Below are 20,869 nucleotides of genomic sequence, written 5' to 3'. Positions count from 1 at the left end.
TTTGCCACAACAATTGCATCTGCCTCCGGACCGGGGCGATGGGGCAAAGGGGCAATCCCAAGGCTATTAACCAATCCCCGCAACCGCTTCAATCAAGGGCAGCGCAGCTACGCCATGCCCTTTCAAACAATCCACCTCAAGCCCTCTGCGATTCAGCCTCTTCATGGGCATGGCGCAGTCGTTCGCGGCTGTTGGTCAGGTGCAGGCGCATGGCAGCGCGGGCGGCGTCGGAGTCCTGGCGCGCGATGGCGTCGTAGATTTCCTCGTGCTCGCGGCTCAGGCGGCTCATGTAATGCTGGTTGTCATCATGAGCGAGGCGCGCGGAGTTCAGCCGGGTACGGGGAATGATGCTCGTGCCCAGGTGATTCATGATGTCGGTGAAGTAGCGGTTGCCGGTCGACAGAGCAATTGCCATGTGGAACTGGAAATCGGCGCCGACAGCGTCGCTGGCATGGGCCGCGCTTTCGTTGAGAGCATCGAGGGCGGCGCGCATGTCCGCCAGTTGTTCGGCGGATCGGCGTTGAGCAGCCAGGCCGGCCGACTCGACCTCAAGACTGATGCGCAGCTCAAGAATCGCCAGGACGTCGCGCAGGGTGACGATGGTCGCCGGGTCGATACGGAAACCGCTCGGGCTTGGCGTGTCGAGGACAAAAGTGCCGATGCCGTGCCGGGTCTCCACCAGCCCGGAGGCCTGCAAGCGCGAGATGGCTTCACGTACGACGGTACGGCTGACACCCTGCTCTTCCATGATGGCGGACTCGGTGGGCAACTTATCGCCGCGCTTGAGTCCGCCGGTGCGGATGCGCTCGGAGAGTTCGGTAACCAACTCCTGCGCGAGACTGCGGTGCTTTCGGCGGGCGCGAGGCGGAGCGCTCTGATTTTCCATATCCAACATGCATCTCTAAATACGCTGAACGCTGATGATAGCTCACCGGGTTGTGTGATCACACAATAACCCCGGCGAGGCGCCTGGTTACGACACTTTATCGCTTCAGCACTCTACGCTCAAAGTGCCGTTTCGGTTAGCGGCTGCTCGTGCAACTGGCCACCGTCAATGCGCACGTGACGACGATGGAAGCGCTTTAGGCTGCTGCGGTGGCCGATGCTGAGCAAGGTCACGCCCGGCAACTCGTCCAGCAACGCCTGATACAACGCGGCTTCATCCTCTTCGTCCATCGCTGATGTGGCTTCATCCAAGTACAACCAGTCCGGCGCGAACAGCAGCGCGCGGGCGAACGCCACCCGTTGTTGCTCGCCCGGCGACAGCATGCGCTGCCAATGCTCGCTCTCGTCCAGTCGCGGAATCAGATGACCCAGGCGGCAGGTTTCCAACACTTGGGCAAAGCGCTCGACAGGATAGACCTCGGGCGCCTGGGGATAACTCAACGCCTCCCGCAGCGTGCCGATCGGCAGATACGGTTTTTGCGGCAGGAAAAACGCGCGTTTGGCCGGTAATTTCACCGCACCATGGCCCTCTTTCCACAACCCGCCCATCGCCCGCAGCAGCGTACTTTTGCCACTGCCGGAGCGGCCGCTGAGCATGACCTTCTCACCTGCTGCAATGCTGATGTTTGCGTTGTTCAGGAGCTGGCGACCGCCTGCGAGGGATAGCGCCAGGCCTTCAAGCTGCAAGGCGTTGCTTTCATGACTGACCTGGATGGCCGGCACGCGCGCTTCGTTTTCGTCCATGGCCTGACGGAAGCTGAGCAGACGATCACAGGTGGCGCGCCACGACGCCAGTTGGGTGTACGCGTCGATGAACCAGCTGAAGTTCTCCTGCACATTGCCGAACGCCGAGTTGATCTGCATCAGCTCGCCCAGTTCGATCTTGCCGGCGAAGTAACGCGGCGCGGCCACGACAAAGGCGAAAACGATGGCGATCTGCGAGTAACCGGCGGTGAAGAACGTCAGGCGCTTCTGCACCTTCATGATCGTCCAGAAGTTACTCCAGACCATGCCGAAACGCGCGCTCAGGCGCTGATTTTCGTTGGCCTCGCCGTCGGACAGGGCGATGCTTTCGGCGTTCTCGCGAACGCGCACCAGCGAGAAACGCATGTCGGCTTCGTAACGCTGTTGCTGGTTGCTCAGCACGATCAGGCGTTTGCCAATCAGGTGAGTCAGCAAGCTGCCAACCGCCGCGTAAATAAGTGCGGCCCAGAACATGTAGCCCGGAATGGTGATGCCGAACAGCTCAATGCTGCCGGACACACCCCACAGAATCACCGAGAACGACACCAGACTGACCACGGTGCGCAGCAGGCCCAAGCTCAGGCTGAGGGTATCGGACGTGAAGTTATTGAGGTCTTCGGACAGACGCTGGTCAGGGTTATCGGTGTAACCGCCCTGCTCCAGCCGATAGTAATTCTTGTGCGCGAGCCATTTGGCGAAATGCTGTTCGGTCAGCCAGCGACGCCAGCGGATAGTCAGCATCTGGGTCAGATAGAGGCGATACACCGCGCCGAGAATGGCGATGGCGGCAATGCCGCAGAAGTAGAGGATGAGATGGGTGAAGGCCCCCAGGTCCTTATTCTGCAGCGCGTTGTAGAAGTCGCGGTACCAGCTGTTGACCAACACCGAAATGAACACGCTGAACAGCGACAGCACAATCACTGCGACCAGCAGCACCCAGGCCATGCCTTTTTCTTCGCTGCGCCAGTAAGGCGTCACCAGCTTCCAGACCCGGGAAAAGAAATTCCCGTTCACAGCGTCATTGACCCTGGATTCATCAACATCAAAATTCATGGCAAAAAGCTCGGCAGCGGGCAGTTATAGGCGTTGGCGCCAATGTGCCAGACGCCACAGACGATCTTCCATGAATAAATCTTTAAAAAGCAGTCCCTGCTTAACGACGGACCGGGCGCTTCTGCAACTTGCGCTGCAAGGTGCGTCGATGCATGCCCAGCGCCCGCGCCGTAGCGGAGATATTGCCTTCGTGCTCGGTCAACACGCGCTGAATGTGCTCCCACTGCAAGCGGTCCACCGACATCGGATTTTCCGGCACCAGCGTGTCCAGATCGGCATGTTCGGACAGCAGCGCTGCCAGTACGTCATCGGCATCGGCCGGTTTGCACAGGTAGTTGCAGGCGCCGCGCTTGATCGCTTCGACTGCGGTGGCGATGCTCGAATAACCGGTCAGGATCAGCACGCGCATTTCCGGGTCCAGTTCCAGCAGCTTGGGCAACAGCACCAGCCCCGAGTCGCCTTCCATTTTCAGGTCGACGGCGGCGTAGTCCGGAATGTCCTGCTGTGCGAGGGCCAGGCCCTCGTCGGCGGAACCGGCAGTGCTCACGCGGAAGCCTCGGCGCGCCATGGCCCGTGCCATCACGCGGGTGAAAGTGGCGTCGTCGTCCACCAGCAGCAGGTGCGGCAGTTCTTCGCCTTCAACCTGGATTTCGTCAGTCATGCTTCATCTCCTCGTGCGTCACGGGGCAGGCGCAGCTCGGTAAGCGTGCCGCCTTCCTCGTGAGGATAGAGTTTCACCGAGCCGCCCGCGCGGGTCACGCTGGCCTTACTCAAGAACAGGCCCAGGCCGAAGCCTTTGCCCTTGGTGGTAAAAAAGGGTTTGCCGATCTGCTCGGCGATGGCCAGTGGTACACCGGCGCCATGATCGCGGATGCTGATGCGGATTTCAGTGGCGGTCCAGTCCAGATTCACCTCGAGCCCTTCGGCGCAGGCATCGGCGGCATTGTTGAGCAGGTTCAGCAACGCCTGAGTGAGATCCGGCGGCGGCGCCAGCATCGGCACGTCGCCCTGCCCCAGGCGTTGAAAACGGTAAGTGGCTTCCGGGCGCATCAGGTGCCAGCGGTTGAGCGCCTGATCGAGCCAGTGCGTAACGGTCTGTTCCTGCACCGAGAGCCGACGATTCGCCTCAGCGGCGCGAACCAGTTGCTGCAGCGTCTCTTTGCACAGCTTGACCTGATCCTGCAGCACCGAGAGGTCTTCCTGCAGTGCAGGGTCCTTGTGGTCCTGCTGCATTTCCTTGAGCAGCACGCTCATGGTCGCCAGCGGCGTGCCGAGTTCATGGGCGGCGCCAGCGGCTTCGGTCGCCACCGCCAACAGTTGCTGATCGCGCGCCCCTTCTTCGCGGCGCAAGGCACGCATGTGTTCCTGACGGCGCAGCTCTTCGGCCATGCGCGCGGCGAAGAAGGTGATCACCCCGGCCGCCAGCGCAAAGCTCAGCCACATGCCGTAGATCTGCATGTTCTCGCGGGCCACAAACGCATCCAGCGGGAAGAACTTGGCCAGCATCAGCGTGTACAGCGCCAGCGCGATGCCCGACAGGATCAGCGAATAACGCCACGGCAGGGTCACTGCAGCGATGGTCAGCGGCACCAGATAATAAGAAACGAACGGGTTGGTCGAGCCGCCGGAGAAATACAGCAGCGCGCTGTGGATAAACAGGTCGAACGCCAATTGCACCGCGTATTCGAGTTCGGTCACCGGCCATGAGGTGCGCAGACGAATGGCGGTCAGCAGGCAGACGATCGCCGAAAAACCGAGGGTGATGTCCAGCTGCAGCCAGGGCAGCGGCAGCAGATCGAAGAGGTAGGCGAACCCCACCGAGCCCGCCTGTGCACCCAGCACCAGAATGCGGATGAACGTCAGGCGCCAGAGGTTCTGACGGGTGGCGGAAAGCAGTTGCAAGGGGGCGAGCATGAGCTCTCCTGATGAGCGCTCCAGGCGAATCGGAGCGAGTATAACCAATGCGACAACAGTTGCCGTCAAAGTGCGTCAAAGCGCCACATCCATCTGACGGGTGTGTGACGGCGCAGGAACAAGCCTCCGGGTTCACAGTCTCATGGGCATCCGTCCGCCGGGGGCTTGCAATGCGCCTCAGGACGGTTCGCCAAACAAGGAGTTTTTATGTTCAGCCTTCGCCCCACTGCCACATTGTTTACCCTGGGCGCACTCGCGCTGGCCAGCGCCCCTGCCCTCGCTGACGACATTCACTACAACCAGGTTTCGGTCCGCGCCGAGGTCAGCCAGGAAGTGCAGCGCGACCTGATGACCGTCACGCTCTACACCGAATCCCAAAACACCGACCCGGCCAAACTGGCGGCCGGTGTCACTGAAACCCTGACCAAGGCCCTGGGCGAAGCGCGTCAGGTCAAGGACATCAACATTCGTCAGGGCAGCCGCAACAGCTACCCGATCTACGACGACAAAGGCCAGAAGATCACCGGCTGGCGCGAGCACGCCGAATTGCGTCTGGAAAGCGCAGACTTCGCTGCCCTCTCCAAGCTGACCGGCGACCTGCTGGGCGGCGACATGAAAATGGGCGGCATGGACTTCTCGATCTCCAACCCCGCGCGCAAGACCAGCGAAGACGCTCTGCTCAAGGACGCTGTGACGGCCTTCCGCGCCCGCGCCAAACTGGTGACTGACGCACTGGGCGGCACTGGCTACAAGGTGGTCAATCTGAACCTGAACACCTCCGGTTTCCCGCAGCCCTATCTGCGAGCGCCGGTCATGATGATGAAGGCCGCCCGTGCCGACGCTGCGCCAACGCCTGATGTCGAGGCCGGCACCAGTCAGGTCAGCGTCGCGGCAGACGGCGTCATCGAAGTCGCTATTCCTTGATGCACCCGGCGGCAGCCAAGGGCTGCCGCTTTTTCCTTCCCCCGCCCCTGCTTTTATCCCGCTGTCCCGTGGCCCCTTCCACATCCGTGCGCCCCTTATCTCCTACGTCCCCGGGCGATTCGGCCGATTTTCACGTCGCCTGAAATACATAGAATTGTCCCCGGCAGTACCCAACCTAAACGCGCAATGACGGCCGCCTCCTATGGGGCGTGACCGTGCGCAGCTAATGATTCAAGGAAGAATCCAGTCATGCCTTTTCAAGCTCAACCCGTCATTCCGGTCGACATGACCACCCGCACGTTACGCAGTAGCTTCGCGCTGGACCTGCTGACCCAAGTGGCCAAAAAACTCACGCCAGATTCTTTTGCTCTGGAGATGAGCAACATCTTCGGCAACGACATCCCGCATCACCTCTACACGAAGCTGCAGGACAAGCTGCTGGCAGGGGAAGTGGCAAACCCTGAGATCCTCCTTGCCTGGGAGCTGTGTTTCGAAGCGGACTACGACAACCGCGAGCGCGTCATCCGCGTCGATTGGGGATTCTTCGTCCGCACCACTGCCCACCCACAGCACTACTGGTGGCTGCTCACCGCACTGCTCCACGAATTCGGCCACCACATCGACAATGTCCTGCGCCATGAGCTGATCGACGAGAACGCACCCGTGGCAACGGATGCGCCGTTCGAAGAGGGCCATCTGTTCACCTTGTGGATAACCGAAGCTGCTCGTCCGGCCCAGGACGAACTGACCTTTGCCACGTATTCCGAAAGTGCAGCCACCGGCCGTCAGTACGCGATGTCGTGGAAAAAAGCCTGCGAAGCCATTCGCGATTATCTGGCCTCGACCGATCTGCGCTTCGAGCCAACCCACAGCAATTCCGATCGGGAAGCCTTCGAAGCGGGCACTGACGCCAAAGGCAGCACCCACCAGACAATCGAGTGGGTTCTGCGGGATTTCAATTTCAGCCGAGTAGAGATAGACGCCGTGTACTTCGGCAACTGGCTGCGAGATTACTCCCAGGTCGTCGATCCCAAGATCACCCGCGCAGCAGACATGCCAAAGGAGTTTCCAGCGGCCCTCTCTCGCGCAAGCTGGACCCACCTCGTCGATGTGCTGGCCGCTAAAAAATTCGTCGATTTGCGGATGCGCTACCCCAACGAAATGAAGGTCACGCCCGAAAAGCTCGGCGTTTATCGCCCGACGGAGCACATCGACAATCCGCTGGTCACTGATCCGCCCTTCCCGGACCCGAAGGTGCGTGATCCCGACTTTGAAGCCTGGGTGCTACCCGGCGATCCATCCCTGGGTGCGGACCGAGCCACGTCGATGAAGCGCTACATCGGCAATGCGGTGAGCTACATGGAGCAAGAACTGCGTCTTGCCATGAGCAAAGGCCGTTCCCTCGACGGGCTGCGCAGCTTCGGCGCCGCCCTGCATGTGCTCGAAGACCTGTTCGCCCATTCAAACTTCGCAGAGCTGAGCCTGATCAAGGCCGGGCATGTCAGGGTTCTGCCCTGGACAACGCCTGTTCACGTCAAATGGAATCTGCCTTTGGTCACGGGCACGTTCGGGGCCACCGACGTGATTGCCAGTCTGGCGGGGCCGCTGGGCAAAATCCTCTTTTCCACCCAGGAACTGGAGTTCGAGCTCACTCAGCCGGGTTATCGTTCGGACCGGGATAAAGTGATGCTGGTGTTGCTGAGCGAACATCCTGATCAGGACTATTTCAAGGCATTCGACGCACTACTCACGGCCAGGGACGGCCTGGTGACGCTTGCGAAGCAAATGGGCGTAGACACCCTCAAGTTCTATCGCTGGCTGATCAACACCCCGGCGGGCATTCTCTTGAACGCCTATAACAGCGCGGCGCAAGGTGTTCTGACCTGGATCGGCAACAGCGTCGACGACGCGCAAACCCTGCTGGGCAGTGACCCGAATATAGATCCGACTCTGGAGCCGAGCCACTCGCAACTCTCCAAGGACCACGCCGAGCACCCTCTTCACGATCTGGCAGCGCTGCTCGCTACCGAAGCCGTGCGCCAGGTCGCGCAGGCCATGGTTGATCACTGGGCAGGAAAACCTGGCGCCGATCCGGTCGCCGTCGCATCGGCGTTCTTTTGCCATCCCGCCGACAGCGAGTGGCAGTACCCGATCGTCACGGCATGGGCGGGCAGCAATCCGGCGGAAGTGGCGCGCAGTGAATCGAAGAGCGAGCTGGACAAAACCCAGCAAGCGGCGATCGATGAACTCCGCGCCATCCAGAACACCCTCATCAAAAACAGTCAGAGCTATCTGGACTACGTGTTCAACAGCAAAACCTCTCAGACCTCTGGCGTGCAGGGTTTTCTGGAGCAGGGTTTCATGAAAATGGTTTCCAGCACACCCTGGTGGAAAGAGCTGCAAACGTTCATCAAGTAATAAGCTTATGAATTTCCGTGGCTTGTTGCCCAAGTGAGCCGTGCGGCATTCTTGGCGGTCTATCATCCCGTCGATGAATTCAGGCATGAGTGCCGCACTTAATGAGGTTCACATGGACACAACCTTCAAACCCCTGCTCCTGGCAGCCGCAATGGCGCTGTGCGTTCCCTCGGTGCAGGCGGCCAGCACCCTTGTCTATTGCTCGGAAGCCAGCCCTGCCGGCTTCGATCCCAGTCAGTACACCAGCGGCACCGAGTTCGATGCGTCAGCAGAAACAGTCTTCAACCGCCTCACCCAGTTCAAGCGCGGCGGCACCGAGGTCGAGCCGGGGCTGGCTACCAAATGGGAAGTGTCCGACGACGGCTTGACCTACACCTTTCATTTACGGCCCGGGGTGAAATTCCACACCACGGACTATTTCAAACCCACCCGCGACTTCAACGCCGATGACGTGCTGTTCACCTTCAATCGCCTGCTGAATGCGGACGACCCGTTCCGCAAGGCGTACCCGTCGGAGTCGCCGTACTTCACCGACATGGGCATGAACACCACCATCAAGCAGGTGGAAAAGCTCGACGACCAGACCGTCCGTTTTCAACTGAACAACATCGATGCCGCCTTCATCCAGAACCTGGCGATGAGCTTTGCCTCGATTCAGTCGGCTGAATACGCGGCGCAACTGATCAAACAAGGCAAGGCCGGCGACATCAACCTGAAGCCGATCGGTACAGGCCCATTCGTGTTCAAGCGCTACCAGAAAGACGCGCAGATCCGTTACGTCGGCAACAAGGAATACTGGAAGCCGGAGGACGTGAAGCTCGACAACCTGATCTTCTCGATCAACACCGACGCCGCCACCCGCTTGCAGAAACTCAAGACCGGCGAGTGCCAGATCAGCGGGTATCCGCGCCCTCAGGACATCGAAGAAGCGCAGAAAGACCCGAATCTCAAGGTGCTGAGCCAGGCCGGTTTCAACCTGGGTTTTCTGGCCTACAACGTGACCCATCCGCCGCTCGATCAACTGAAGGTGCGTCAGGCACTGGACATGGCGATCGACAAGCCGGCCATCATCAAAGCGGTTTACCAGGGCGCAGGCCAACTGGCACAGAACGCGCTGCCACCGGCGCAGTGGAGCTTTGATCCGAACATCAAGGACGCGCCCCACGACCCGGAAAAAGCAAAGCAACTGCTCAAGGAAGCGGGCGTTGCACCGGGCACGCAGATCAATCTGTGGGCGATGACCGTGCAGCGTGCGTCCAACCCCAACGCGCGCATGTCGGCGCAGATGATTCAGTCGGACTGGGCAAAGATCGGTATCAAGGCCAACATCGTCAGCTATGAATGGGGCGAGTACATCAAGCGCGCCAAGGCTGGCGAGCATGACGTCATGATCTACGGCTGGACCGGTGACAATGGTGACCCCGACAACTGGCTGGGCGTGCTGTACAGCTGTGGCGCGGTGAAGGGCAGCAACTACGCGAAGTGGTGCAACCCGGCCTACGACAAGCTGGTCACCCAGGCCAAGCTGACCAGCAACAAAGACGAGCGGATCAAGCTGTACCAGCAAGCGCAGAACATTCTGAAAAACGACGTGCCGATCACACCCATCGCCAATTCCAAAGTATTTCAGCCGATGCGCAAAGAGGTACAGGATTTCAAACTCAGCCCATTTGGCCTGACGCCCTTCTACGGCGTGAGCCTGGCCAAATAATTCGCTGAAACCAACAGCGAAGTAACACTTGATGACCGAAGCGGGTGCAATCGCCACGTTGCGATGCACCCTTTTGGTGCTGCAAAGATATCGATATGCGACACGCAAACGTTCAACAGCGTCAGAAATTACACTTATGCGACATTCGTGTACGTTCGTGCCACTGTTTGTCACCTTGCTGGCGCCAGCATCTTGCTTTGGGTATGGCGCCTGCATAAGTATCCGCGGGACAGGCTCAAAAGGCCGTACCCTCAATCAAAAAATGACAACAACTGAGGCCACCATGCTCAAAAAAGCGGTCATTCCGTTTCTTCTCGGCGCAGGTTTGATCGCCAGCGCTCCCTTCGCCCATGCAGCATCGAATCTGGTGTTCTGCTCCGAAGGCAGCCCTGCTGGTTTCGATCCAGGTCAATACACCACCGGTACCGACTTCGATGCTTCGGCCGAGACCGTTTTCAACCGTTTGAGCCAGTTCGAACGTGGCGGCACCGCTGTCATTCCAGGCTTGGCCACCAGCTGGGACGTTGCCCCGGATGGCCTGACCTACACCTTCCACCTGCGTGAAGGTGTGAAATTCCACACCACGCCGTACTTCAAACCGACGCGTACCTTCAATGCCGATGACGTGCTGTTCACGTTCAACCGCATGATCAACAAGGACGACCCGTTCCGTAAGGCGTACCCGACCGAATTCCCGTACTTCACCGACATGGCGATGGACACCAACATCACCAAGATCGAGAAGGTCGACGATCACACCGTCAGAATGACCCTCGGCACCATTGATGCCGCGTTCATTCAGAACCTGGCGATGAGCTTCGCGTCCATTCAGTCCGCTGAATACGCCGCCCAGTTGCTCAAAGAAGGCAAGCCGGAAGACATCAACCAGAAGCCGATCGGCACTGGCCCGTTCGTGTTCAAGAGCTACCAGAAAGACTCCAACATCCGGTTCACCGGGAACAAGGACTACTGGAAGCCTGAAGACGTCAAAGTCGACAACCTGATTTTCGCCATCACCACTGACGCCTCGGTTCGTGCGCAGAAGCTGAAGAAAGGCGAATGCCAGATCACCGCTTACCCGCGTCCGGCCGACCTCGCGCCACTGAAGGCTGACCCTGCTTTGAAGATGCCTGATCAGGCCGGCTTCAACCTGGGTTACATCGCCTACAACGTGATGCCGAAGATCAAGGGCGAAGACAAGCCAAACCCGCTGGCTGACCTGAAAGTACGTCAGGCGCTGGACATGGCTGTCGACAAGAAAGCCATCATCGACGCGGTGTATCAGGGCGCGGGCCAACTGGCGACCAACGCCATGCCGCCGACCCAGTGGTCCTACGACACCACCATCAAAGATGCTCCGTACGACGTCGCCAAAGCCAAGGACCTGCTCAAGCAGGCGGGCGTGAAGGAAGGTACCGAAATCACCCTGTGGGCGATGCCGGTTCAGCGTCCTTACAACCCGAACGCCAAGCTGATGGCCGAGATGCTCCAGAACGACTGGAAGAAGATCGGCATCAACGCCAAGATCGTTTCCTATGAGTGGGGCGAGTACATCAAGCGTGCCAAGGCCGGCGAGAACGGCGCCATGCTGATTGGCTGGAGCGGCGACAACGGTGACCCGGACAACTGGCTGGGTACCCTGTTTGGCTGCGACGCCCTTAACGGCAACAACTTCGCCAAATGGTGTGACAAGCCGTTCGATACCTTGATCCACCAGGCCAAGGAAACCACCGATCAGGCCAAACGCACCGAGCTGTACAAGCAGGCTCAACATCTGCTGAAAGATGCCGTGCCTATGACTCCAATTGCCCACTCGACTGTTTATCAGCCGATGCGCAAAGAAGTTCAGGACTTCAAGATCAGCCCATTCGGTCTGAACTCGTTCTACGGCGTCAGCGTCAGCGGCAAGTAATATCTTTAAATGACCAACCGGTCGCGTTGCCTCAGGGCAACGCGACCGCGTTGTCATGTGCACGATCGTTAAATGAAATTGACTATCGTTAGATGAGTAGCGACTTGCTTACAGTCCTTGCCTACTAACGATAAGCACTTTTCCTACAAACTTTGAAGCACGCGTAACTATGGACTGTGTGGCGCCAGAGACATACCTTCTGACAAGCCGCCAATATTGTCCGTTGTTTATCTTGAACAGTGAGATGTATCCGGGCGTTGACTGTCCATTTGCGCAAACAATTGCCATGGATCGCGCAGGCATTCGCATTTAATGCGCTTCTTACGATAAGGAATATCATGCGTTCGAATATCGTTATGCCATCACTTATTGCCGCAGGGCTTCTGGCTATGACGCCCGGCGTTCAGGCTGCCAGCAAAAGCCTGGTCTTCTGTTCGGAAGGCAGCCCGGCCGGGTTTGATATCGGTCAGTACACCTCCGGCACTGACAACGATGCCGCCGAGCCGATCTACAACCGTCTCGCCGAGTTCGCCAGAGGCGAGACCACCGTCGTACCCGCTCTCGCAACGAGCTGGGACATCTCCCCTGACAACCTGACCTACACGTTCCATCTGCGCGAAGGCGTCAAATTCCACAGCAACAAGACCTTCACGCCCACGCGCGATTTCAATGCCGACGACGTCTTGTTCACGTTCAATCGCATGCTGCACAAAGACCATCCGTTCCGCGTTGCTTATCCGACGGAGTTTCCGTTCTTCACCAGCATGGGCTTGGACAAGAACATCAAGTCGGTGGAAAAGACCGATCCAATGACCGTCGTGTTCACACTCAACAAAGTCGACGCGGCGTTCATCCAGAACGTCTCGATGAACTTCGCGTCAATTTTGTCTGCTGAATATGCTGACAAACTGATGGCGACGGGTGATGTGCGCGATATTAACCAGGCGCCTATTGGCACCGGCCCGTTTGTGTTTCAGCGCTATCAAAAAGATTCGCAGATTCGCTACGTGAAAAACAATGCGTTCTGGGACCCGAGTAGGGTCAAGATTGATCAGTTGATCTTTGCGATCAATACAGATGCGTCGGTGCGCATTCAAAAGCTCAAGAAGAATGAATGTCAGGTCACGCTGAATCCGCGCCCGGCAGACGTTGAGTCGATCGAAGCGGACAAAAACCTGCAGGTCATCAAAAAGCCCGGTTTCAACCTCGGCTACATCTCGTACAACGTACGCCACGCCCCGCTGGACAACTTGCAGGTCCGCCAGGCGCTGGACATGGCGGTGGATAAACAAGCGATCATCGCTGCGGTGTATCAAGGCGCCGGGCAACTGGCCCAGAACTCCATGCCACCAACCCAGTGGTCCTACGACGACACGGTCAAGGACGCGCCCTACAACCCGGAAAAAGCCCGCGAGTTGCTGCGCGCCGCCGGCGTCAAGGAAGGCACCGAACTGACCCTCTGGGCCATGCCGGTTCAGCGCCCCTACAACCCCAACGCCAAGCTGATGGCCCAGATGCTTCAGGCCGACTGGGCCAAGGTGGGCATCAAGGCGACCATCGTCAGTTACGAGTGGGGCGAATACCTCAAGCGCAGCAAGAACGGCGAGCACGACATTTCGCTGATCGGCTGGACAGGGGACAACGGCGACCCCGACAACTGGATGGGCACGCTGTACAGCTGCGCGTCCATCGGCGGCAACAATTACTCGATGTGGTGCGACGAAAAATACGACGCGCTGGTCAAGGCCGCTGTCTCGAACACCAACAAGGATCAGCGCATCGCGCTGTACAAACAGGCGCAGCATTACCTGAAAGAACAGGTCCCCATTACGCCGATTGCCCACTCGACGGTGATCCAGCCGCTGCGTAAGGAAGTGCAGGGTTTTCTGGTGAGTCCGTTCAATCGCAACAACTTCTCGGGCGTCAGCATCGCCGACTGATTCAAAAACATGCCTGGGGGCGCAACCACGCCCTTTGGCATTGCTTTATCCGCGTTTAGCCGGATAGGCAGGAAAATGGCCATGAGGCCGCACCACCGAGCGGGCTACACCATAAAAAGCCCGCCTCTAAAAAAGCAGCAATCGGGAGCTTCAAAACGTGAAAAAAGCCAGCACCGCTGTATTCGCCTTATCCGTCCTCGCCCTCAGCGTCGCGGCTCAGGCAGAGCCGACCAGTCAGGAATTCGTTCCGACCACACTGGCCACCAGCAACCTCCAGGGCGAAGCCAAGGGATTCCTGGAAGACTCGAAACTGACCGGTTCGACCAAGAACTGGTACGCCAACGAACTGTTGCGTCGTGGCGGCGAGTTCCGCCGCAGCGAGAACGGCGTCGTCGTCGACAGCGACCCGCGCCGGATCAACTGGGTTCAGGGCACCATCGTTGACTACAGCTCGGGCTTCACCCAGGGCACTGTCGGCTTCGCCACGCAAATGGCGGTCTACAACGCCGTTGCGCTGGACCGTGACAAAGACGACCTGATGGGCGGCGCCAACCGTACGCTGACCGAGAACAACGGCGACCCTGTTGGACAGTGGAGCAAGTTGGGCCTTGGCAACATCAAGGCGCGCGTTTCCAACACGACCCTGACCGCCGGACGTCAGTCGATGAACACCCCGGTGCTGGCTTACATCGGCAACCGTGCACTGCCTTCGAGCTTCGAAGGTGTGAGCATTCTGAGCGAAGAGTTCAACAACATCTCGATCCAGGCCGGCAGCTTCGACCGCGTGTCGCCACGTACCGAGCAGAGCCTGACCAAGTTCCGTTCCGAGTACACCAACAACACCGCCACCGCCGATCGCGTTGACATGGCGGGCGTGGATTACAAGCCGTTCAAGAGCCTGACCACCAGCTTCTACGCCTCCAACGTCGAAGACTTCTGGCATCAGTACTACTTCGCTTTCACCCACGAACTGGGTGACCCCGATGTACTGGGCCTGAGCACCAACCTGAACTACTACAAGACCAAGGATTCCGGTCAGAAGAAGATGGGCGAGATCGACAACGACACGTACAGCCTGTCGTTGACCGCCACTCACAAGGCGCACAGCTTCAGCGTTGCGTACCAGGAAGTCGAAGGCGACACCTACTTCGACTACGTCCACGACACCAACGCCATCTTCCTGGCCAACTCCCTGCTCTCGGACTTCAACGGCCCGAACGAGAAGTCGGTTCAGCTGAGCTACCTGCTGAACATGGCCGACTACGGCGTGCCAGGCCTGAAGTTCAACATCTACCAGGCGCGCGGTTTCGACATCGACGGTACTCATTACAAAGGCACCGCTTACGATGTCCGCGGCATGGACGGCGAAACTCACTACGAATACGGTGTTGGCTCGTCGTACACCCTGCAGTCCGGCCCGCTGAAGGCCTCGACCATGCGTGCGACCTACACCACTCACCGCGCGAGCGCCAACCAGGCTGACGGCAACATCAACGAGTTCCGTCTGGTGACCACGATTCCATTCAACATTATGTAATCAGCACGATCGATCGGGCCTCAAGGTGCGGTTTACCGAACTTCGTGGCCCGATACCGACTCACTTATGGCTTCATCACTTGCGGAGTGCGTTACTTGAAATCGACATTCAAACTCGCAACATTGCGCAGCGCGATCGCACTGGCGGTATTCAGCGTCGCGGTCGGCGTATCGGCCAAGCCTCTGGTGGTCTGCACCGAAGCCAGCCCGGAAGGTTTCGACACGGCGCTCTACACCACGGCCGTGACCGCCGATGCGTCGGCGGAAACCATTTACAACCGTCTGGTGGATTTCAAGCCGGGCACCACGGAAATCGTTCCGGCACTGGCCGACACGTGGGAGATCAGCGATGACGGCCTGACCTACACGTTCCACCTGCGCAAGGGCGTCAAGTTTCACACCACCGACTACTTCAAACCGACCCGCGAGATGAACGCCGATGACGTGGTCTGGAGCTTCCAGCGTCAACTGGACCCCAACCACCCGTGGCACAAACAGTCGCAGGTCGGCTACCCGTACTTCGAGAGCATGGGTTTCAAAGAGCTGCTGAAGAACGTCGAGAAAGTGGACGACAGTACCGTCAAGTTCACCCTGACCCGCCGCGAAGCGCCGTTCCTGGCTGACGTCGCCATGGCTTTTGCTTCGATTTACTCGGCTGAATACGCCGATCAACTGCTCAAGGCCAACAAGACCGATAACCTCAACAGCCAGCCCATCGGCACCGGTCCGTTCGTCTTCCAGCGCTACGCAAAAGATGCTCAGGTTCGCTTCAAGGCCAACGCGGATTATTTCCGGGGCAAGCCGCCGGCTGACGCTCTGATCTTTGCCATCGCCACCGACAGCAACGTGCGCCTGCAGAAGCTCAAGGCAAACGAATGTCAGATCGCCCTGTATCCGAAGCCCGATGACATCCCGAACATCAAGAAAGACCCGAGCCTGAAGATCGACGAACTGAACGCGATGACCACCGCGTACGTCGCCATGAACACCACGCACAAGTACATGAGTGACGTGCGGGTGCGTAAAGCGATCGAGATCGCGTTTGATAAAGAAGCCTACGTCAACGCCCTGTTCGGCAAAGGCAACGCCACCGTCGCCGTGAACCCGTATCCGGACACGCTGCTGGGCTACAACAAAGACCTGAAAAACCCTGCTCACGATCTGGACAAGGCCCGCGCTTTGCTCAAGGAAGCCGGCGTTCCTGAAGGCACCGTGCTGACCCTGTTCACCCGCAACGGCGGTGGCGCGACCAACCCGAACCCGACCATGGGCGCACAAATGATGCAGGCCGACCTGGCCAAAGTCGGCATTAAGTTAGATATACGCGTCATGGAATGGGGCGAAATGCTCAAACGTGCCAAAAACGGCGAACACGACATGGTGTCGGCCGGCTGGGCAGGTGACAATGGTGACCCTGATAACTTCCTGACTCCACTGCTCAGCTGCGAGGCCGCTAAAAACGGCGAAAACTACTCGCGCTGGTGCAATCAGAAGTTCCAGACGTTGATCGATCAGGCGCGGGAAAAAACCGACCCGGCCGAACGCGCTTCGCTTTACGAGCAGGCTCAAGTGATCTTCAACCAGGATTTGCCATGGATCAGCATGGCCCATACCAAAATGTTCACTGCAATGCGCAATAACGTGGAGGGTTACCACATCAGCCCTCTCACCACTAATAACTTCGCTACCACCCAAGTGAAGTAGAAGAAGAATCCGGCGGGCTCTATTACCCAGAGACCCGCCGGTACCTGATGAGGTACACGAGAAGATGTTTAGTTTTATCGCTCGCCGAGTGGGGTTGCTCATACCCACCTTCTTCGGCATCACCTTGCTGACCTTCGCCCTGATTCGCCTGATTCCTGGCGACCCTGTCGAAGTCATGATGGGTGAACGCCGGGTCGATCCGGAAATGCACGCCCAAGCCATGGAACGTCTTGGCCTGAACAAACCCCTTTATGCGCAATACATCGATTACGTCGGCAAGCTCGCCCATGGAGACCTGGGCGAATCGCTGCGTACGCGCACGAGCGTGTGGTCCGAATTCACTTCGCTGTTCCCGGCAACACTGGAACTGTCGATTGCGGCGCTGATCTTCGCAGGCATTCTCGGTCTGCTGGCCGGTGTCATTGCGGCACTGAAGCGAGGGTCCCTGTTCGACCATGGGGTCATGGGTATCTCCCTGGCGGGGTACTCGATGCCGATCTTCTGGTGGGGCCTGATCCTCATCATGTTTTTCTCGGTATCGCTGGGCTGGACCCCGGTATCGGGCCGTATCGACCTTCTGTACGACATTCCCCCCAGAACCGGTTTCATGCTGATCGACACCCTGCTCAGCGACGAAGAAGGTTCGTTCATGGACGCTCTGCGTCACTTGATTCTGCCGGCCATCGTGCTGGGTACCATTCCGCTGGCGGTCATCGCCCGGATGACACGCTCCTCGATGCTCGAAGTCCTGCGTGAAGACTACGTGCGCACTGCGCGCGCCAAGGGTCTGTCGCCGGCTCGCGTGGTGTTCGTTCACGGCCTGCGCAACGCGCTGATCCCGGTGCTGACGGTGTTCGGTCTGCAAGTGGGCACGCTGCTGGCCGGTGCGGTGCTGACCGAAACGATCTTCTCCTGGCCGGGCATCGGCAAGTGGCTGATCGAAGCCATCGGCGCCCGCGACTACCCTGTCGTGCAAAACGGCATCCTGCTAATCGCCTGCCTGGTGATTCTGGTCAACTTCGTGGTGGACATCCTCTACGGCTTTGCCAACCCACGCATTCGTCATCAGCGCTGAGATCCCTTTTTATGAGCACACCTACTCCCGTAGCAGCAGTCGATCAAAGCCTGCTCTACCCGTCCGTTTACAAAGAGTTCTGGCAGCACTTTTCCAAGAACAAAGGCGCCGTCGCCGGTCTGGTGTTTATGCTGGTGATCGTGTTCTGCGCCCTGTTCGCGCCGTGGGTTGCCCCCCATGATCCGAGCGAGCAATACCGTGATTTCCTGCTGACCCCGCCGGTCTGGCTGGAAGGCGGCCAATGGCAGTTCCTGCTGGGCACCGATGAACTGGGCCGCGACCTGCTGTCGCGTCTGATCCAGGGTTCGCGCCTGTCGCTGCTGATCGGTCTGTCGTCGGTGGTGATGTCGCTGATTCCGGGGATTCTCATGGGTCTGCTGGCCGGTTTCTTCCCGAAAATCCTCGGCCCGACCATCATGCGTCTGATGGACATCATGCTGGCGCTGCCATCGCTGCTGCTGGCTGTGGCCATCGTCGCGATCCTCGGCCCTGGCCTGATCAACACCGTCATCGCCATTGCCATCGTTTCGCTGCCGTCCTACGTACGTCTGACCCGTGCAGCGGTCATGGGCGAGCTGAACCGTGACTACGTGACCGCCGCGCGTCTGGCCGGCGCAACGCTGCCGCGCCTGATGTTCATCACCGTGCTGCCCAACTGCATGGCGCCGCTGATCGTTCAGGCCACTTTGAGTTTCTCCTCGGCGATCCTCGACGCTGCGGCGCTGGGCTTCCTGGGTCTGGGTGTACAACCGCCGACGCCTGAGTGGGGCACCATGCTCGCTTCGGCCCGCGACTACATCGAACGCGCCTGGTGGGTGGTAAGCCTCCCGGGTCTGACCATTTTGCTCAGCGTGCTGGCAATCAACCTGATGGGCGACGGTCTGCGCGATGCGCTGGACCCGAAACTCAAGAACGCCGCCTGAGGACGTCCGAATGTCTCTTTTAAACATCAAGAACCTCAACGTGCGCTTTGGCGATGCCACGGCCACCCCGGTGGTCGACGGCCTGGATCTGGCCGTCGACAAGGGCGAAGTACTGGCAATCGTGGGCGAATCGGGTTCGGGTAAATCCGTGACCATGATGGCGCTCATGGGCCTGATCGAGCACCCCGGCATCGTCACCGCCGACGCCCTGGTCTTCGACGGCAAGGACATGCTCACACTCAATGCCCGCCAGCGTCGCAAGATCGTCGGCAAAGACATGTCGATGGTCTTCCAGGACCCGATGACCGCGCTGAACCCGAGCTACACCGTGGGCTTCCAGATCAAGGAAGTGCTCAAGCAGCATTTGGGTCTGTCGGGGCGTGCCGCCCATCAGCGCGCACTGGAGCTGTTGCAGAAGGTGGAAATCCCGGGCGCCGCACAGCGTCTGGACGCCTACCCGCACCAACTGTCGGGCGGCATGAGCCAGCGCGTCGCGATCGCCATGGCCATCGCCGGCGAGCCGAAGCTGCTGATCGCCGACGAACCGACCACCGCGCTGGACGTGACCATTCAGGCGCAGATCATGGACCTGCTGCTGGCCCTGCAAAAAGAGCAGGACATGGCGCTGGTGCTCATTACGCACGACCTCGCCGTGGTGGCTGAAACCGCTCAGCGGGTTTGCGTGATGTATGCCGGTCAAGCCGTGGAAGTGGGTCAGGTGCCGGGGCTGTTCGACGTCCCGGCGCACCCGTACAGCGAAGCGTTGCTGGCGGCGATTCCCGAGCACAGCATGGGCGCCGCGCGCCTGTCGACGCTGCCGGGTATCGTTCCGGGTCGCTACGACCGTCCAAGTGGCTGCCTGCTCTCGCCGCGCTGCCCGTACGTCCAGGACAAATGCCGCCAGCAACGCCCGGGCCTAGACCCGAAAGCCCATAGCCTGGCGCGTTGCTTCTTTCCGCTGAATCAGGAGGTGGCGTGATGAGCGAAATCGTACTGACCGCTCGTGACCTTACTCGTCACTACGATGTGTCCCGTGGGCTGTTCAAGCCCCATGCAACCGTGCGCGCGCTCAACGGCGTGTCGTTCGAACTCGAAGCCGGCAAGACCCTGGCGGTGGTCGGCGAGTCCGGCTGCGGCAAGTCGACACTGGCCCGCGCGCTGACGCTGATCGAAGAGCCTTCTTCGGGTTCGTTGAAAATCGCCGGCCAGGAAGTCACCGGCGCGACCAAGGCGCAACGCAAACAGCTGCGCAAAGACGTGCAGATGGTGTTCCAGAGCCCGTATGCGTCGCTCAATCCGCGGCAGAAAGTCGGTGATCAACTGGGCGAGCCCCTGCTGATCAATACCAGTCTTTCCGCCGCCGAACGCCGCGAGAAAGTGCAGGCCATGATGGCCCAGGTCGGTCTGCGTCCCGAGCACTATCAGCGCTATCCGCACATGTTCTCCGGCGGTCAGCGTCAACGTATCGCGCTGGCGCGGGCGATGATGCTGCAGCCTAAAGTGCTGGTGGCGGACGAACCGACTTCCGCGCTCGACGTGTCGATTCAAGCGCAGGTGCTTAACCTGTTCATGGATCTGCAGCAAGAGTTCAACACGGGCTACGTGTTCATCTCCCACAACCTGGCGGTGGTGCGTCACGTCGCCGACACGGTGTTGGTGATGTACCTCGGTCGCCCGGCCGAGATGGGTCCCAAGGACGAGATCTATAACCGTCCGCTGCACCCGTACACCCAGGCGCTGCTGTCGGCGACTCCGACGATCCACCCGGACCCGTCGAAGCCGAAGATCAAAATCGTCGGCGAGCTGCCCAACCCGCTGAACCCGCCGTCAGGCTGCGCGTTCCACAAGCGCTGTCCGTACGCAACCGAGCGTTGCGCCGTCGAAGTGCCGGAGCTGCGTTGGGTAGACAACCGTCAGGTTGCCTGCCATTACGCGGAACAGTTTGTGGCGTGATGGTTGAGTCATAAAAAAGGCCGTTGCGTGAGAGCGCAACGGCCTTTTTTTGTGGCTTTGATTATGACGTTTACATCATCGCCGCCGTTGCCATTCGTGGCGTCCACCTCATCACGG

Annotated in this window: 15 protein-coding genes; 11 read left to right on the top strand and 4 right to left on the bottom strand. The window is 59.4% G+C overall.

What is annotated here, in order from left to right; translation table 11 throughout:
• Nucleotides 1-136: 136 nt before the first annotated feature.
• The 4 genes from AC07RO_RS08085 to AC07RO_RS08070 form a co-directional block, all read right to left on the bottom strand.
• Nucleotides 137-886 (bottom strand): FadR/GntR family transcriptional regulator, encoded by a 750-nt coding sequence (locus AC07RO_RS08085; RefSeq protein ID WP_133776307.1) that lies wholly within the window; start codon nt 884-886, stop codon nt 137-139.
• A gap of 119 nt (nt 887-1,005) precedes the next feature.
• Entirely contained in the window at nt 1,006-2,742 is a 1,737-nt protein-coding gene (locus tag AC07RO_RS08080) for an ABC transporter ATP-binding protein/permease (protein WP_495085792.1), read from the bottom strand.
• Nucleotides 2,743-2,842: 100 nt separating this feature from the next.
• Nucleotides 2,843-3,403 (bottom strand): response regulator transcription factor, encoded by a 561-nt coding sequence (locus tag AC07RO_RS08075; protein ID WP_065990162.1) that lies wholly within the window; start codon nt 3,401-3,403, stop codon nt 2,843-2,845.
• Entirely contained in the window at nt 3,400-4,656 is a 1,257-nt protein-coding gene (locus AC07RO_RS08070) for an ATP-binding protein (protein WP_346625629.1), read from the bottom strand. Before AC07RO_RS08070 ends, AC07RO_RS08075 begins: the two co-directional genes overlap by 4 nt.
• A 207-nt stretch (nt 4,657-4,863) precedes the next feature.
• Here AC07RO_RS08070 and AC07RO_RS08065 point away from each other — a divergent pair, with 207 nt between their 5' ends.
• The 11 genes from AC07RO_RS08065 to AC07RO_RS08015 all read left to right on the top strand — a co-directional run bounded on the left by AC07RO_RS08065 (nt 4,864) and on the right by AC07RO_RS08015 (nt 20,752).
• On the top strand, nt 4,864-5,580 hold the full coding sequence (locus AC07RO_RS08065; protein ID WP_495085791.1) for an SIMPL domain-containing protein: 717 nt from the start codon (nt 4,864-4,866) through the stop codon (nt 5,578-5,580).
• Between the two features lie 249 nt (nt 5,581-5,829).
• Nucleotides 5,830-7,998 carry an HET-C-related protein gene (locus AC07RO_RS08060; protein ID WP_495085790.1) on the top strand — a complete coding sequence of 723 codons (2,169 nt, stop codon included), beginning with the start codon at nt 5,830-5,832 and terminating at the stop codon, nt 7,996-7,998.
• 112 nt (nt 7,999-8,110) lie between these two features.
• A complete protein-coding gene (locus tag AC07RO_RS08055) occupies nt 8,111-9,709 on the top strand; it encodes an ABC transporter substrate-binding protein (protein WP_423571657.1) in 1,599 nt (532 codons plus the stop codon).
• Nucleotides 9,710-9,992: 283 nt separating this feature from the next.
• The gene (locus AC07RO_RS08050) at nt 9,993-11,621 is read left to right on the top strand and encodes an ABC transporter substrate-binding protein (RefSeq protein WP_495085789.1); all 1,629 of its coding nucleotides are present in this window, start codon (nt 9,993-9,995) and stop codon (nt 11,619-11,621) included.
• A gap of 338 nt (nt 11,622-11,959) precedes the next feature.
• Nucleotides 11,960-13,561 carry an ABC transporter substrate-binding protein gene (locus tag AC07RO_RS08045; protein WP_192170678.1) on the top strand — a complete coding sequence of 534 codons (1,602 nt, stop codon included), beginning with the start codon at nt 11,960-11,962 and terminating at the stop codon, nt 13,559-13,561.
• 157 nt (nt 13,562-13,718) lie between these two features.
• Nucleotides 13,719-15,098, top strand: coding sequence for an OprD family outer membrane porin (locus AC07RO_RS08040; RefSeq protein WP_192170677.1), 1,380 nt, complete (start codon nt 13,719-13,721; stop codon nt 15,096-15,098).
• Nucleotides 15,099-15,193: 95 nt separating this feature from the next.
• Nucleotides 15,194-16,801 carry an ABC transporter substrate-binding protein gene (locus AC07RO_RS08035; protein ID WP_346629975.1) on the top strand — a complete coding sequence of 536 codons (1,608 nt, stop codon included), beginning with the start codon at nt 15,194-15,196 and terminating at the stop codon, nt 16,799-16,801.
• Between the two features lie 64 nt (nt 16,802-16,865).
• Nucleotides 16,866-17,876 (top strand): ABC transporter permease subunit, encoded by a 1,011-nt coding sequence (locus AC07RO_RS08030; RefSeq protein WP_037012635.1) that lies wholly within the window; start codon nt 16,866-16,868, stop codon nt 17,874-17,876.
• Nucleotides 17,877-17,887: 11 nt separating this feature from the next.
• Nucleotides 17,888-18,799, top strand: a complete 912-nt coding sequence (locus AC07RO_RS08025) for an ABC transporter permease subunit (protein WP_192170675.1) — start codon at nt 17,888-17,890, stop codon at nt 18,797-18,799.
• 10 nt (nt 18,800-18,809) lie between these two features.
• Nucleotides 18,810-19,778 (top strand): ABC transporter ATP-binding protein, encoded by a 969-nt coding sequence (locus tag AC07RO_RS08020; RefSeq protein ID WP_065990186.1) that lies wholly within the window; start codon nt 18,810-18,812, stop codon nt 19,776-19,778.
• Complete coding sequence (locus tag AC07RO_RS08015; protein WP_108120822.1) at nt 19,778-20,752, top strand: peptide ABC transporter ATP-binding protein; 975 nt, start codon at nt 19,778-19,780, stop codon at nt 20,750-20,752. The genes AC07RO_RS08020 and AC07RO_RS08015 overlap by 1 nt, the downstream gene beginning before the upstream one ends.
• Nucleotides 20,753-20,869: the final 117 nt, after the last annotated feature.

The sequence above is a fragment of the Pseudomonas sp. GW821-FHT07F05 genome (assembly GCF_059418765.1).
This window is presented reverse-complemented; position numbering and strand designations above follow the sequence as displayed.

Coding starts and splice junctions, on each gene's coding strand:
- AC07RO_RS08085 (WP_133776307.1), bottom strand. CDS start 886: ATGGAAAATCAGAGCGCTCCGCCTCGCGCCCGCCGAAAGCACCGCAGT.
- AC07RO_RS08080 (WP_495085792.1), bottom strand. CDS start 2,742: ATGAATTTTGATGTTGATGAATCCAGGGTCAATGACGCTGTGAACGGG.
- AC07RO_RS08075 (WP_065990162.1), bottom strand. CDS start 3,403: ATGACTGACGAAATCCAGGTTGAAGGCGAAGAACTGCCGCACCTGCTG.
- AC07RO_RS08070 (WP_346625629.1), bottom strand. CDS start 4,656: ATGCTCGCCCCCTTGCAACTGCTTTCCGCCACCCGTCAGAACCTCTGG.
- AC07RO_RS08065 (WP_495085791.1), top strand. CDS start 4,864: ATGTTCAGCCTTCGCCCCACTGCCACATTGTTTACCCTGGGCGCACTC.
- AC07RO_RS08060 (WP_495085790.1), top strand. CDS start 5,830: ATGCCTTTTCAAGCTCAACCCGTCATTCCGGTCGACATGACCACCCGC.
- AC07RO_RS08055 (WP_423571657.1), top strand. CDS start 8,111: ATGGACACAACCTTCAAACCCCTGCTCCTGGCAGCCGCAATGGCGCTG.
- AC07RO_RS08050 (WP_495085789.1), top strand. CDS start 9,993: ATGCTCAAAAAAGCGGTCATTCCGTTTCTTCTCGGCGCAGGTTTGATC.
- AC07RO_RS08045 (WP_192170678.1), top strand. CDS start 11,960: ATGCGTTCGAATATCGTTATGCCATCACTTATTGCCGCAGGGCTTCTG.
- AC07RO_RS08030 (WP_037012635.1), top strand. CDS start 16,866: ATGTTTAGTTTTATCGCTCGCCGAGTGGGGTTGCTCATACCCACCTTC.
- AC07RO_RS08025 (WP_192170675.1), top strand. CDS start 17,888: ATGAGCACACCTACTCCCGTAGCAGCAGTCGATCAAAGCCTGCTCTAC.
- AC07RO_RS08020 (WP_065990186.1), top strand. CDS start 18,810: ATGTCTCTTTTAAACATCAAGAACCTCAACGTGCGCTTTGGCGATGCC.
- AC07RO_RS08015 (WP_108120822.1), top strand. CDS start 19,778: ATGAGCGAAATCGTACTGACCGCTCGTGACCTTACTCGTCACTACGAT.